General features: G+C 63.8%; 16 protein-coding genes and 3 pseudogenes. 7 read left to right on the top strand and 12 right to left on the bottom strand.

What is annotated here, in order from left to right; genetic code table 11:
- Positions 1-180: 180 nt before the first annotated feature.
- Complete coding sequence (locus JWS14_RS40745) at positions 181-828, bottom strand: FHA domain-containing protein (protein WP_206015828.1); 648 nt, start codon at positions 826-828, stop codon at positions 181-183.
- Between the two features lie 392 nt (positions 829-1220).
- Here JWS14_RS40745 and JWS14_RS52260 point away from each other — a divergent pair.
- A pseudogene (locus JWS14_RS52260) lies at positions 1221-1334 on the top strand (hypothetical protein); the annotation flags it as partial.
- 217 nt (positions 1335-1551) lie between these two features.
- Here the strand turns inward: JWS14_RS52260 and JWS14_RS51940 are convergent.
- The 10 genes from JWS14_RS51940 to JWS14_RS51935 all read right to left on the bottom strand — a co-directional run bounded on the left by JWS14_RS51940 (position 1552) and on the right by JWS14_RS51935 (position 7293).
- Positions 1552-1653, bottom strand: a complete 102-nt coding sequence (locus tag JWS14_RS51940; RefSeq protein ID WP_420855158.1) for an RCC1-like domain-containing protein — start codon at positions 1651-1653, stop codon at positions 1552-1554.
- A gap of 54 nt (positions 1654-1707) precedes the next feature.
- Positions 1708-1956 carry an integrase core domain-containing protein gene (locus tag JWS14_RS40735; protein WP_206015826.1) on the bottom strand — a complete coding sequence of 83 codons (249 nt, stop codon included), beginning with the start codon at positions 1954-1956 and terminating at the stop codon, positions 1708-1710.
- 279 nt (positions 1957-2235) lie between these two features.
- Positions 2236-2841, bottom strand: coding sequence for a GNAT family N-acetyltransferase (locus tag JWS14_RS40730; protein ID WP_206015825.1), 606 nt, complete (start codon positions 2839-2841; stop codon positions 2236-2238).
- A 4-nt stretch (positions 2842-2845) separates the two neighbouring features.
- Complete coding sequence (locus JWS14_RS40725) at positions 2846-3478, bottom strand: flavoprotein (protein WP_206015824.1); 633 nt, start codon at positions 3476-3478, stop codon at positions 2846-2848.
- The gene (locus JWS14_RS40720; RefSeq protein ID WP_206015823.1) at positions 3475-4524 is read right to left on the bottom strand and encodes a hypothetical protein; all 1050 of its coding nucleotides are present in this window, start codon (positions 4522-4524) and stop codon (positions 3475-3477) included. The genes JWS14_RS40725 and JWS14_RS40720 overlap by 4 nt, the downstream gene beginning before the upstream one ends.
- On the bottom strand, positions 4521-4970 hold the full coding sequence (locus JWS14_RS40715) for a T3SS effector HopA1 family protein (protein WP_259376063.1): 450 nt from the start codon (positions 4968-4970) through the stop codon (positions 4521-4523). Before JWS14_RS40715 ends, JWS14_RS40720 begins: the two co-directional genes overlap by 4 nt.
- A gap of 42 nt (positions 4971-5012) precedes the next feature.
- A complete protein-coding gene (locus JWS14_RS40710; protein WP_206015821.1) occupies positions 5013-5453 on the bottom strand; it encodes a hypothetical protein in 441 nt (146 codons plus the stop codon).
- Positions 5446-6354 (bottom strand): phosphotransferase family protein, encoded by a 909-nt coding sequence (locus JWS14_RS40705; protein ID WP_206015820.1) that lies wholly within the window; start codon positions 6352-6354, stop codon positions 5446-5448. Before JWS14_RS40705 ends, JWS14_RS40710 begins: the two co-directional genes overlap by 8 nt.
- Positions 6355-6447: 93 nt before the next feature.
- Positions 6448-6615, bottom strand: a complete 168-nt coding sequence (locus tag JWS14_RS40700) for a hypothetical protein (RefSeq protein WP_206015819.1) — start codon at positions 6613-6615, stop codon at positions 6448-6450.
- A 150-nt stretch (positions 6616-6765) separates the two neighbouring features.
- Positions 6766-7293: a phage portal protein gene (locus JWS14_RS51935; protein WP_420855157.1), complete on the bottom strand. Its 528-nt coding sequence runs from the start codon at positions 7291-7293 to the stop codon at positions 6766-6768.
- On the opposite strand from JWS14_RS51935, the pseudogene JWS14_RS51930 reads away from it, so the two are divergent.
- The 3 genes and pseudogenes from JWS14_RS51930 to JWS14_RS40685 form a co-directional block, all read left to right on the top strand.
- Positions 7246-7938 (top strand): annotated as a pseudogene (locus JWS14_RS51930) (gamma-glutamyltransferase); the annotation flags it as partial. The gene JWS14_RS51935 and the pseudogene JWS14_RS51930 sit on opposite strands and share 48 nt — an antisense overlap.
- Before the next feature lie 73 nt (positions 7939-8011).
- A complete protein-coding gene (locus tag JWS14_RS40690) occupies positions 8012-8446 on the top strand; it encodes a DUF1275 family protein (protein WP_206015817.1) in 435 nt (144 codons plus the stop codon).
- Positions 8447-8671: 225 nt separating this feature from the next.
- Positions 8672-9283 (top strand): Clp protease N-terminal domain-containing protein, encoded by a 612-nt coding sequence (locus tag JWS14_RS40685; RefSeq protein ID WP_241031718.1) that lies wholly within the window; start codon positions 8672-8674, stop codon positions 9281-9283.
- Between the two features lie 18 nt (positions 9284-9301).
- Here JWS14_RS40685 and JWS14_RS50585 read toward each other — a convergent pair.
- A pseudogene (locus JWS14_RS50585) lies at positions 9302-9594 on the bottom strand (DUF6308 family protein).
- 866 nt (positions 9595-10460) lie between these two features.
- Here JWS14_RS50585 and JWS14_RS51415 point away from each other — a divergent pair.
- From JWS14_RS51415 to JWS14_RS40670, 3 genes are all read left to right on the top strand, one after another.
- Complete coding sequence (locus JWS14_RS51415) at positions 10461-10727, top strand: PTS fructose transporter subunit IIB (protein WP_306454261.1); 267 nt, start codon at positions 10461-10463, stop codon at positions 10725-10727.
- Between the two features lie 87 nt (positions 10728-10814).
- Entirely contained in the window at positions 10815-12218 is a 1404-nt protein-coding gene (locus JWS14_RS40675) for a sugar porter family MFS transporter (protein ID WP_072950626.1), read from the top strand.
- Positions 12218-13165, top strand: coding sequence for a carbohydrate kinase family protein (locus JWS14_RS40670; RefSeq protein WP_206015816.1), 948 nt, complete (start codon positions 12218-12220; stop codon positions 13163-13165). Before JWS14_RS40675 ends, JWS14_RS40670 begins: the two co-directional genes overlap by 1 nt.
- Positions 13166-13178: the final 13 nt, after the last annotated feature.

Raw genomic sequence — 13178 nt, 5'->3', positions numbered from 1 at the left:
CTCCGTTACCTGACACAGGCCTGTAGGACGTGAGATTCCGGCCCCATGCGCCTGTCGAGTCGGACCGAGATTCCGGGGCGGGCAGAACCCCGCCGGAGCCCGGGATAGTGCATTTCACAGGGGATTCCTGCCGTGCCGATTCTTCAGCGGCCGCGGCGACGAGGCAGGCCGTGGGGCGCGTCACCGATCGCGTTTAGTGACGAGGCGGCTGCGGAGGACGTGCTCCGCGAGGCGGGCTCGTTTCTGATTCTGAGGTAGGTCCTCGACACCGAATTTAGCGAACAATGCGCGCAGATGCGTCTTGACCGTGGCTTCGGACAGGTGCAACTCGTCGGCGATCTGCGAGTTCGACGCCGGACACGTGAAGGGCGCATTCTGTTGATACGGTCGACACAGTGTGTCGAGAATACCCCGTTCGGCGTCGGTGACCGCGTGGAGGGGTGGGTCGGCCGGCCCGCCGGTGTCAACCTCCCTGATGAGGTATGGGGTGTGGTAGTTCACGAACGAGCTGCCGATCCGAACGTGGTCGCCCGCTCGCAGTCGGCGCCAACCAGTGAGAGGTCTGCCATTGACACGCGTGCCGTTGAGGGACAATCCGCCATCGACGATCGTCCAATGGCCACCCGCCCACTCGACGACGGCGTGCAGCCGCGACACCGTCGGATCCGCGGTCAACGCGACGTCGGCGTGCGGGCTGCGCCCGATGACGACCCGCGGCGTGTTCACCGACAGCACCAGCCGCCGCCTGACGCCGCAGTCGGCGTACAGCAGGCACGGCGCGTCGGCGGGGCCTGAATCGGGCCCGGTGTCGTTGTTGCGGGGGAACATCGCACCTCCCGGTGATCCCGTCGGGGATGAAGGGCGTCCGACGGCGGTCAGAATGGGCTATTCGGGGAATGCTGTCAATCTTGGTCCCCCGGGAGGGCGGATCCCCTCATCCCAGGGGGTATGAAACCGCCACCCTGGGGTGAATTCGATGAACACCGTGCCGCCTCGGCCCGCACCACCCGGATATCCGGCACCGTCGAGGGCCGGAGGGAAATGCGGCGCTCCGAGCACAGCTCACCCGGTCATCTCGTCGGACGCGACCGCGCGCATCCACCGCCGGCCGGGGTGCTCGGCTGCACGGGTGTGAACACCCGATCCCCCTGGTCGGCGGGATTCGATCGCTCGACCGGAACTCCCGCCCGGTCCGCGCGCGTTGCCGCGTCCCGGGTCTGGTGGAAATTCGGCGGCCCCCCCCAATCATTGCCGTGGCGTTCGCGGGCAGCTTCGAGGGCCAGACGACGATCGGGCGCGGGGGCACCCAGCTGCCGTTCCGGGTGTTCACGCTGGACGGACCCGGCAGCGCCGCACGGGTGGGGCCGGGACCGCAGGGGAAGTTGGGGAAGCCGGGATCGGGGCAGAGGAAGCGCAGCTCCGGGAGCAGCGTGAAGCTCAAGTTGCACCACCATACGGTGCAGGTCTTGATCCTGAGAGAATGGCCCGCGCCGGCGGGGATGGCGATGTATTGCTCCCCGAAAACAAGCGCACGCACATCAGTCTCCCCATTTAGTTTTCTCCGATGGCGACAACCTGGCCGTCGGAGCGCAGCGCGAGGGAATGAGTGAAACCGACAGCAACAGCCGTATAGGAAACACCAACAGGCAGCACAGGCACAACGGTTTGCTGGAAGTTTGAGGTTCACCCCAAACACCGGACAGCTGGTTAAGCGGCTTGATCCGAACCGGGCATGGTCAGAGATCGTTCGTAGTTGTCCGGACTGAGCATCCCGATTGACGAGTGCCGACGACGACTATTATAGGTGTCCATCCATTTGTCAATGGCGGCAACAAATTCCGCTTTAGTGACAAATGTATGCCGGTAGTAGTACTCGCGATCGGATGTGGAGTCGGCTTCGTCTGGGGCAGGGCGAAGCGGCGCGTGACCTGACCCCCAAAGCTTTGTGTCGGGCACCCACAATCGGCCTTATCGGAACGAGTGTTCATTAACCGAGAAGCCTTCTGTGACCGCGGTCGACTCCGAAACCAACGCAGATTTGCGGTCGATCGGCATCTGATCCACGATCGAGCACTATCAGCGCCTCCGTTCGTGGGCTCAGCAGTGGCCGGGGTGGCGGGGCAGTCGAGACTCCGCCAGCCTGGGCCATCATCTCACCCGCCCGTTGTCAGCCTGCAAATTATTCGGTGTCATTGTTCAAGAACGAAACTCAACCATCCGGCCGTGAATCCAACTTCACTCGAAGCGCTCGCCGCCATCCGTCATGTGCGTCAGGTCTGAGCAGTCGACACTCGACTCCCACTCGGAACGCAGAATCCCGAAGACCTGAAGGTCGATCCTCTGGCCGGCGCAGACAGCATGCTGCCGTAAACAGCCTTCGATCGTGCCGGCTTTGGCGGCAACGGCCCGCATCGCCTCGTTGAAGAGCGCGATCCGGCCGAACACCTTGTGGGGGCAGGCTGTGTGAAACAGGTGAGCTACGAGCAGTTTGCACGCTTCGGTTCCGTAACCCATGCCTCTCGGCAGGCTTGGATTGAGCACGAGGTCGATCTCGTACACGTCGAGGAACGGGAAGTCCGGCTTCCAGTTACCAAAAGCAGCAAGCTGTCCGGTTCGGTCCTCCATTACCCATGACTGAACTGTGGGGTTGGCCTGACTATGGAGGATCAGCGCGTGCAATGCTTCCGTGACCTCGAAGGGCTCTTCGGTGGCCAGGGCCGACCGGCGAAACGCGCTGTCGGCGAACCATTCGCCCACTGTCTCGATGTCGGGCACACCGAAAGGTCGGAGGTTGAAGTGCTCGCCGGTCGCGACGTACGCAGTACTACTATCGAGGGACATCGGATCACGCTCCTGTCAAATCGCTTGTGTTCGTGCGGGTGGGCTCGTCGAATCTCGATACGTAACCAAGGCTTGTCAGATGACGCCTCAGGTATGCGACGACAGACGGCGCGTGGGCCATGCAGTGTGTCGTGGACTCCCCGCTCGATGCCGATATGCCGTTGGCGGTGGGGACGATCCCGTATCCGTCCGCGCGCAGCGTGGCGAGATTGCGGCGCAATGCCGGATTGTCAGTCGCGCCGGAGGGCAGAGACGGTGCGATCACGATCGGGCACCGCGCGGTCGCCAGAACGGTTGTCACCAGGTCGTCCGCGATACCGTTGGCCAGCTTTCCAATCAGGTTGACGGTAGCGGGCGCGACGACCACGGCCTCGGCCCACTCCGCAAGCTCGACGTGGGTCACCGCGGCGGAGTTGCTCACCGCCGTATCCAAGAAGGTCTCGTGACGGCTCAAAACCGCCAGCGCCCGCGGCGTGACGAACTGTTGCGCTGCTTTCGTCAAGGCGACGCGAACCGTGAAGTCGTTGAAACTCATGTGCAGCCAGCACAGCCATCCCGGCAGCAGGGAGCTGGATATGCCGCCGCTCGCACAGATCAGGAGTCTGCGCACGGGAAACATTGGCAGGTCGGTCATCATTGATCGCCTTTCTTGTCGGCTTGGAGTAGCGGCAGGTCGTGAACGCCCCTGATGACCTCGTCGGCAAGGTCCAGGACATCCAAAACGCCCCGGTGGAACGGGAAATACTTCACATAGGTAGCCACGTGGGACAGGATTTTCGCCGCCGCATATGTGGGCACCAGATCTCGACAGGGGTGTCGTATCGCGCTTCCTGCCACCGGGAAGTACCCGTGGAGAAACTGCTGACCGAGCTCGGCTACGTGCTGCTTCTCGATCTTGCTGGCGGCTCGCATCGCACTCGCCTCGCAGAGCTCGCCCAGAAACCAGCCGACGTCCACCGCCGGGCACCCGTAGCCAGCCTTGAGCCAGCCAATCGTGCGCAGGCCGGGGTCGGCGGCCGTGGGGTTGTCATCGTGGTACCGGGCGTCTGGCAAGCAGATGTGCGCTGGACAGTACTCACCGTGCACGATCGAGGGGTTGGCGCAGCGCAGGAAGTGATCGCATGCGAGAACAAGCCGGGCGACAAGTGTCGGATAGTGTCGGTGCAGGATCGCTCGAAGGCGGTCTGTTGGTGTGGACGACTGCCGCGAGGTAGGTCGCGTGTCGATGATCGCCCGGACCTCATCGAGCTTTCCGATTTCGGTCGGCTGCTGCTGTATTCCTGCGCATTCCATGAAGTGGAGGTGGGCGAGTTGGACGCCGAGCGTGCGGTGCCATGCCGACAAATACCGAACCTCCTCGCTGAGAAGGGGTCTCGACGACATCAGAACATCGACGAGGCGACGACGCCCTAATAGTCCCGGGTAGAAGATCCCTGAACGCGTGATCGTCGGCATCGATATCCAAGGAAGAACCGTCCGTATATCGCTCATGAATGCGGTGTCCGCAATGGACGGCAGGTCCGCGACCTCGTCGCGAAACCGCTCATACCGGACGAACCCGTCCGGAAGGCGATAGCAGATCATGGTGGCAGCAGGTCCTGCGACACGATGCACCTCCTCAACGTCGTCGGCCCGCATGGCCAGCCCCAGGCTGACGAGTTCGTCGGGGATTCCGGAGTTCACTTCGTCCACCTCATCGGACAACCGGCATCTGCCAATGCGGTCCTCACCGCCCGGACCGTATGGTGCGCACGGGCGTCTTCGTCATGCAGGCCGAGCCTATGGGCTTCGAGCAGCGAGGCTGCGACAATGCCGGAGCAATGATGACCAAAGCTCGTCGATGCGCCTGTGGCATGCAGCTCGGGCGCCAGGGCGCGCCCCGGCCCGAGCCGGGATGAGAATCCAGGCGTCGGTCCGGCGAGGAAACGCTCGGACAGAACTCGATGGGTGATTTTCAGCACTGAGTTCAGGTCCGCTTCTCCGACATACAAGGTCATCGAGTCCGGTCTGGTGAACCGCTCAGGGTGGTTCACCACCTTGATCTGGAAACGAACGTGCCGATTCTCGAGTTCGTCAATGATGGTGAGGAATGCGGCCGCCGCCGAATCTTGGCGCAGGTTCACGTACAAACGCCACGTCCGCGACCCGTCGAGATCGCCGTGGATGGAGACCTACGCGAAGAATCCCGGAATCGCATACCGTCGCTCGCTCGGCAGATCAACAGATACTTGTCCCGATCCTGCGTTGAGTTCCTTGATCTCGTTTGCTCGCGGGAACAGGCGCAATCCGTTCTTCTCAGCCAGCACAACGCCAGTCCGATCGGCGACGAGTTTCCATCCTCCATCGGCGTAGGAGCGGCCGACGAGCTTCCTTCGTATTTGCTCGACGAATCGCACATCTTCCGCCAGGCGGACGGATCGGTCCAGCACGGCGGTTGCGTCCAGCAAATGGCATCGCGCATATACGCGTTCTCGCAGCAATCGTTCAATGTCGTCCGGAGCATCGGTTGCCTCCACTCGAACGCCTGTTTCGAGAAAGGTCCTGGCACCGATGACTGCGAACTGTCGTGCGGCCTGGTCAGCCGTCGTCAGAATGTCTCGAATGTCAAACATGGCGACCCAGAAAGGCTGAAAGTGCTAACGCGGACCGTAGTACGAAGCGCTGACCGAAGTAGCACAGCAGCATGGGCTTGGCGGTGAACCTGCCGTACAGTTCGATCCACGCCATCGCTCGATGAATCAGGAAGACACCGACGCATTCGGCGATCCGGTCCGCCGACGGAGTGTCCTCAGACTGTTGCCGATACCCGTCGACGATGCTCGCCGCCAACGCCGCAGCATAATCGCGAGAAATGGTGGCACCTTCGAGCCAGCTGTGAAGCGGCGTCGCGGGTGCGACCCTTGCACTGACTATCCACCGTAATATGAAGTCGCCCATCGCAGCTCCTAGGTCCCAAGCGGGATCGCCGATGCCCCCGAACTCCCAGTCGACCAAACAGACTTCACCGGTTGGTGAAACCAGCACATTGTCCAGCTTTGCATCACCGTGCACGAAGCACGGTGTATAGGTTCGGCTTCGGATCTCGGCGAGTGCTGCATCGAAATCATTTGCGGCATGGAGAAATGACAGCATCCTCGGCAGCTCACCCGGAAGACTAGCGAGATCCGCGGGTGTGACGACCAAACGTGGAATATACTCTCGCGAGGCTCCAAAGTCCGGAAGTGGAACGGCATGCGTGCGCGCGAGAGCACGACCGAGGTCAATAGCGGCGGAGTTTCCTTGCTCGCACTGTTCCTCGAACACCGTGTGTAGAGAGGTCCAGCCGATGAGAGGCTCGATGTACAGGGTCCGGTCGTCCGGGCGCGCAATCACGCCAGGTGCGAGTCGAGTGCGCGACTGGTCACGATGCCGCGCAAAGTAATCGAGGCAGTCGAACTCGCGTTGAATGTTTGAGCTATGTCCGTGTTTAACGAAGGCAGAGCCGGCCTCCGTATTCAGGATTTCACCTGGCATTTGGTTACCTAGAATGGTAAGGCGGTGCCGAGCGTTCAATTGAGCACTCGGCCCCGCGTGACTATCTCTTGATGATGATGCTGTGGATCCTGCTCAGCATTTGAGCAGGATCGAGAACGTGATCGCGACAGGTGTTGCCGTCGTGTCGATCCCATCAAAGAGCCGGGCTGCTTCCTCTTCCAGTTCTGCGCGATCCAATTCTGAACCGAGAAGATCGTCGAGTGTCGGCCGTTCCAGCATTGCCGATTCCATGTGCGACATAGGTTGAACCTCCTTTCTGCGGTAGTGTTTTTGGGACATCTCGATCGTCGCAGAGAATCACGATCGGAACATCAGCCAAAGGTGTGAACCCAATAACCCCGAATAGTCGCCTGACAATCCACATTGCGACTTACTGCAGGAAAGTATGATTCACACATCGGTCGGGAGGGCGAACCGGCACCCTCGAATTTTATCCAGCGCCCGCCGGCGCTCCACATCGAGTTCCAGCGTTGGGTCGTAGACCTTGATGAAGGTCGAGTTCAGCTGACGAACGAACTGACGGACACAAGGCACCACGTTGATGATGGCGTTGGTGTAGAAGCCCGCTTCCAGGTTGGCGCGGTTGACGTTCTCCACCGAGCCGACCATGCCAGGAGACACCTTGAACATCACGAAGATCTCATCGCGAGAGAACTTGCGAGATTCCAGGAAGTCGAGATCCTGTTGGTTCATCATCCATGGTGTCGCCTTCCCACCCTCGATTAGGAGAGGCTTGTAGGCGTTGGCAGTGCCCGTGTGTTTCATCGAGGAACTGTGGCGCCAGCGCTCGTAGGCGTCGTCGAATGGCGTGTCTGAACTGAAGATGAGACTCGGGCGGGCGTTGTTGCTGAAGAACCGTTCGTTCCCTTCATCTGCCTGAGCTCCGGGGGCAACAGCCAGGGCACCTTCTTCCTCCAATGCCTGTCCACACTCGACATCGTCGCTAGCCGGTTGGGTCGCATCCCCGACCCCATCGGGCAGGACGCCTCGATCGTGGCCAGGATCCTCACCCGCACCGCCGCCGACCGCGACCGTCTCCTCGGAGACCCCGGCGACGCGGCCGTCCCGGTCGCCGAACTGCTCAGCGAAGACGCTACCGAGGCCCTCGCCGAATTCGGGCTCGGTGAACGCGCACCCGCGGCGGCCGCGCAGTCCCGGACCTACGCGCGCCGTTCCGGTGACACCGTTGCCATCGTCACCGCCGACACCGAAGGCAACTGGGTCTCGTTGATCCAGAGCGCTTTCCACGCATTCGGCTCCTGCGTCCTGGACCCGGCGACCGGGATCCTGCTTCACAATCGGGGGGCGTCGTTCGGCCTCGAGCCTGCGTCCGCGAACCAGCTCGGCCCGGGTCGCAGACCGCCGCATACGCTGATGCCGGTGCTCGTGCGACACGGCGGCAACTTGGTCGGAGCCCACGGCACGATGGGTGGTCGCGCCCAGCCGCAGGTCCACACCCACCTCGCATTGAACCTTGCGCTCGGTATGACGCCGGCAGAGGCCACCGCCCGTCCTCGTTGGATCGTCAGGCAGATGGAGGCCGGCGCGGCCGCACCCGACGAGGCGTCGACGATCTCGATGGAACACGGCGTCCCCGCCCCCGCTGTGTTCGATCTGAGCGATGTGCGCCGTCGGAATGACGATCATCACCGGTCTCCTGGTCGGCAACCCGATCGCCGGTACGCTGCTGCACACGGCGACCTTCGCGATCGGGTTCCTCATGGGGTTCCAGGCCATCGCCGCCCGCAGAGTCGGCGTCACCGACATCTCCACCGTCGTCATCACCTCCATCCTCTCGCTACTGTTCAGCGAAGCTGGCACATTCTGGGGCGGAGGGTCCAGCGAAGCCACCCGGCGGCGCCTGGCGGCGGTGACCTCCATGCTGCTCGGCGCACTCGCCGGCGCACTGCTACTCAAGATCAGCCTGACTGCCGCACTCATCCTGCCCACCACCATTCTGGCGATCGTCGCAGCAATCTACACCGCACAGTTCTTCTCCGACCGCCGACGATCCCGCACCCGACACATTCAGGAGGCGGCCTACGCCCAAAGCGGCTCGTCCGCCGGCTGATCCCACACGGTGTGGCGCACAACAAACGTCCGGTGGACCACCCACCTCTGCAATTCAGTCGGTCCACCGGACTGGTCGCAAACGCGTTCCACCACCTCCACAGCCAGAACGCCACTATCCCCGTTCCATAACCACCTACGCGTGCCCGGAACCCCAGAACGAACGGAAGGGAATGCAGAGCAGCGGTTTCGTGTCATGTGGCGAAGCCCGGGAATCGGTTGCGTGATGGTCGAGAGATTCTCCGATCAAGCCCGTCACGTGGTCGTCCTCGCCGCCGGCACCGCCCGCACCCACCACCAGAACTCCGTCGGCACCGAACACCTACTCGTCGGGATCCTCGAGGCCGGCGGCCCCGGAGCGGCAGCGCTGACCTCATGGGGTGTCACCGCGCCGGTCCTCGAGAGCAAGCTCGCGGGTGTCAGCGCCCCGGCGGGCTCCGCCCCGGCCGCCGGGCACATCCCGTTCACCCCCAAGACGAAGAAGGTCCTCGAGGGCAGCCTGCGCCAGACCGCCCTGCTCGGGCACGAAGAGATCGGCACCGACCACCTCCTCCTGGCCCTGCTCGACGACCCCGCCTGCACCCGGCGCTCAGATCCTCACCGACCTCGTAACCCTCAGCATCAGCGAAATGCGGGAGCACCTCAGACGCGAACTGGCCCAGCAGCCCACCCCAGGCCCCACACACCGCATCCCCATCCGGCTCAGCGACGACGAATACACCCGCGCCCACACCGCCGCCCGCACCGCCGGCCAGAACCTCGAAACCTCCGGTCCACGACCGCATCACCGCCGCCCTCGACACCAAACAACCCGAATAGCAGGCTCAGTCGGAGGTGACGGATCATCCGGGACGTGTCATCTTTCCTGGTCAGCGCGCCGTCCGAGACCCCGGTTCTCGCCATCCATCCACGCGATCACATCGAACACGCGGAGCGCTGAGATCTCTTCGGGGAGGCCGGCCTCCTCCCGGATCGACAGCCACCGGCGGTGCAACGCGCCGTCGTCGGCGCGAAGGGCCTCCCGGACCCTGTTCAAGTGCGATCGCTCGGTGCCCAGAACCTGACTGACCACCGAGTCCCAGATCGGGTACAGCCGGGACGTTTGCGGGCGATCAGCTTCGTTGCCTTCGTCCAGCCCACCTCCCGCAGACCGCGCAGGGCCGTTTCCAGGTCCCACGCGGGCCACCCCGGGACGAGCGGCTCCGGTTCGTCGAAACCAGGTCCCGATCAGGGCCTACCGCCGCCAGAAGGGCATTCAGCGCCTCCGCCTCGGTGTCCAGGATCGCCCTCGCCGCCACCGGGGAAACCTGCACCGACGGGAACACCCGCCGCCACCAGATGTTCACGTCCGGGTTTGTCGACGCTACTCACATCCACTTGGAGGGGACTACAAGGACTGTGACGGGTAGAAGCTGCGCACCGGTCAACCGTCATCGGGTCCAGCACCCGCTCGTTAGAGCCAACAGAATCCCTTGAAAGCGTCGTCGAGGTACTGCCCGCTGGACCTGTGCGCGCGCCTTCTCGTCCAGCTGCCGGGCAAGCCACCCATCCGGGTCGCCGAGTCCGTGCCGGATGCGTTCAGCGCGGCGCCCGGGAGTCTTCGACATCGCCCAACACCAACGAGCTGTGCGGACTGAGGCTGTGGGGTGGCGGCCGCCACGCCGACCGCATCCTGTTCCGTGCCAGACAGTTTCACGCGCGCGCCTGACGCTTTCGGGGAGACAGTCGCGCCATCACAGACTCCGCCCATCCAGACGGCGCGCGCCCGGAACTCCGGCTCGCACCGGCGCGGAGGTGATCGCACTGCAGGCCGCCAACCACTTCGGTGTGTTGTTTTGATCTGGACATTGGTGCCCGAATGTGTGTGTTTAGGCCCGTATATGTTGACATGAGAGCCACGTCACAGCTATAACTGTCCGCAGGCTCATCGATACAGCGACGCAGGATCAGGCAGGGCAGCCTCGATCGGTCCTCGCCTCGGCTGCGACAGCGAACCGCTAGGAAAGGCGCATGACATGAAGTTCGTAGCCGCAACCTCGTGCCCTACGGGCATCGCACACACATACATGGCGGCGGAATCGCTGGAGCAGGGTGCCGCCCGCAGCGGTCACGAAATCCACGTCGAGACGCAGGGCGCTTCTGGCTCCGAGCCACGCGACCCCGCGGTGATCGCCGCGGCCGACGGGCGTGATCTTCGCCGCCGCCATCGGCTCCGGCCAGCTGGCCGCCCCCGAGATGACCAGCACCTTCCCCGTATGCGCCACGCCTCGACCTCTCGCTGATGGCGTGTGTGTGCCCAACCCATCGCGCTGTGCACGGAAATCCTTCTTTTCCACGATATTTCAACCGCAAGAGAAAGTAGATCTCTCGTGAAACCCATAGTTGTTCGCAGCGCCATAGTCGCCGCGACCGGCGGGCTGCTCTTCGGATTCGATACCGCGGTCATCTCCGGTGCGGAGGAACAGATCCAGCAGGTATTCGCGCTCAGCGATGCCAAGCTTGGCTTCACCGTCACCACCGCACTCATCGGGACGATCCTCGGCGCTCTGGTCGCCGGCCGGCCGGCCGACCGGTACGGCCGCAAGAAGGCGCTCTACGTGATCGGCGTCCTCTTCGTTCTTGGCGCCGTCGGGTCTGCCCTGGCCCCGAACGTCGAAATTCTGATGCTGTTCCGGTTCATCGGTGGCATCGGCGTGGGTGGTGCCAGCGTCTGTGCACCGATCTACACCGCCGAGATCGCCCCCGCGGCCAACCGAGGACGCCTGGTCGGGTTGGTGCAATTCAACATCGTGCTCGGCATCCTCATCGCCTATGCATCCAACGCCGTCATCCGCGCGGCGGTCCCCGGCGACAATGCTTGGCGCTGGATGCTCGGCGTCATGATCGTTCCGGCACTGGTGTTCGTCCTCATGCTGCCGACCGTTCCCGAAACGCCGCGCTGGCTGGCCGCCAATGGTCGATGGGACGACGCAACCGCAACGAGCAAGCGCCTGTGCGCCACCCAAGCCGACGTCGACTTCCAGATGAGTGAGATCCGGGAGTCGCTGGCGGCCACCGCGAACACGACGAAGGTGCCGTTCTTCACGCGCGGGCACCGCAAGGTGATCCTGCTCGCCGTCGCGATCGCCGTCTTCAACCAGTTGTCGGGCATCAACGCGGTCCTGTACTACGCGCCACGGGTCATGCAGGAGGCCGGCGCCAGCACGAACGCCGCGTTCCTGATGAGCGTCGGGGTGGGCGCGATGAACTTGGTCGCCACCATGGTCGGGCTGAGCCTGATCGACCGGCTCGGCCGGCGCAAGCTGATGATCGTCGGCTCGATCGGCTACCTGATGTCCCTGGGATTCCTTGCCGCCGTGATGTTCTACTACGAAAATGCGCGCGGTGGCGAGTTCACCTCTACGTCGTCGATATTGGTGCTGATCGGGCTGATGGGATTCATCGCCGCCCACGCCGTCGGCCAGGGCTCGGTGATCTGGGTATTCCTCTCGGAGATCTTCCCGAATCGGATCCGTGGTCAGGGGCAGTCGCTGGGCAGCCTGACCCACTGGGTGTTCGCCGCGATCACCTCGTTCGCCTTCCCGCCGATCATCGGTGCCCTCGGTGCCGGCGCCGCGTTCAGCATCTTCTTCCTCGCCATGGTCGGTCAGCTGATCTGGGTGCTGAAGGTGATGCCCGAGACCAAAGGTGTGCCGCTCGAGGAGATGGAGGCCAAGCTCGGCGTCGCACTCGACCACGGCCCGGACCAGCCGACCGCGGTACGGGCTCACTGATGACCCGCCGCGTACTCAGCCTCGGCGAAGCACTGATCGACGTCGTCACCAGGCCAACGTCCACTCAGGAACACGTCGGCGGCAGCCTGCTCAACGTCGCGGTCGGACTCGGCGCACTCGGCCACCCGGCCAGCATCTGCTCCCACTGGGGCAAAGACCCCCGGGGAAGTCTGCTCAGACAGTGGGCGGAGTCCGCCGGCGTGCAGATCACGCCCGGAACCGACTCCGCACACAAGACGTCGGTCGCGTTCGCCCGGATCGACGCGGACGGACGCGCAAACTACGAGTTCGACCTGAACTGGGCGGTCCCGCAACTCCCGGACCTGGAACCGTTCGGGCATCTGCACACCGGCAGCATCGCCGCCACCGTCGAACCAGGCGGCTCCACGGTGGTCGTCGCCGCCGAACGGATGCGGCTCCTCGGCACCGTGTCATACGACCCGAACATCCGTCCCGCACTGATGCATTCGCCCGACACCGTCGTCGACCGCGTCGAGCACCTGGTCTCACTGTCCGACGTGGTGAAGACCAGCGACGAGGACCTCGACTGGCTCTACCCGGGCGTGCCGGTCGAGAACATCATGCGGCGGTGGGTGAAGACAGGACCAGCGATGGTGGTCGTCACCCGCGGATCCTGGGGCGCCTACGCGCGACTGGCACACAACCGGGACATGCTCCACATCGACCAGACACCGGTCACCGTGGGCGACACCGTCGGCGCCGGGGACTCCTTCATGGCCGGACTAATCTCCGGACTACTCGACGCGGGCCTGCTCGGCTCACCCCAAGCACGGGATCGACTCGCGGCTGCGGACTGGCCCGATGTCCAACCCGCACTGCTCCGCGCGATAAACACGAGTGCATTGACGGTCAGTCGATCCGGCGCGTACGCGCCCTCCCGGGCCGAAGTGCATGCGCTTCACGCGCTCGACCCGGCCCTCACCTGAACGATCGTCGCGG

Source organism: Rhodococcus koreensis (assembly GCF_017068375.1).
Taxonomy (GTDB): Bacteria; Actinomycetota; Actinomycetes; order Mycobacteriales; family Mycobacteriaceae; genus Rhodococcus_F; species Rhodococcus_F koreensis.
Note: the sequence above shows the minus strand (reverse complement) of the source record. Positions and strands in the feature narration are given on the sequence as shown.

Coding starts and splice junctions, on each gene's coding strand:
- JWS14_RS40745 (WP_206015828.1), bottom strand. CDS start 828: ATGTTCCCCCGCAACAACGACACCGGGCCCGATTCAGGCCCCGCCGAC.
- JWS14_RS40730 (WP_206015825.1), bottom strand. CDS start 2,841: ATGTCCCTCGATAGTAGTACTGCGTACGTCGCGACCGGCGAGCACTTC.
- JWS14_RS40725 (WP_206015824.1), bottom strand. CDS start 3,478: ATGATGACCGACCTGCCAATGTTTCCCGTGCGCAGACTCCTGATCTGT.
- JWS14_RS40710 (WP_206015821.1), bottom strand. CDS start 5,453: ATGTTTGACATTCGAGACATTCTGACGACGGCTGACCAGGCCGCACGA.
- JWS14_RS40705 (WP_206015820.1), bottom strand. CDS start 6,354: ATGCCAGGTGAAATCCTGAATACGGAGGCCGGCTCTGCCTTCGTTAAA.
- JWS14_RS40700 (WP_206015819.1), bottom strand. CDS start 6,615: ATGTCGCACATGGAATCGGCAATGCTGGAACGGCCGACACTCGACGAT.
- JWS14_RS40690 (WP_206015817.1), top strand. CDS start 8,012: ATGACGATCATCACCGGTCTCCTGGTCGGCAACCCGATCGCCGGTACG.
- JWS14_RS40685 (WP_241031718.1), top strand. CDS start 8,672: ATGGTCGAGAGATTCTCCGATCAAGCCCGTCACGTGGTCGTCCTCGCC.
- JWS14_RS51415 (WP_306454261.1), top strand. CDS start 10,461: ATGAAGTTCGTAGCCGCAACCTCGTGCCCTACGGGCATCGCACACACA.
- JWS14_RS40670 (WP_206015816.1), top strand. CDS start 12,218: ATGACCCGCCGCGTACTCAGCCTCGGCGAAGCACTGATCGACGTCGTC.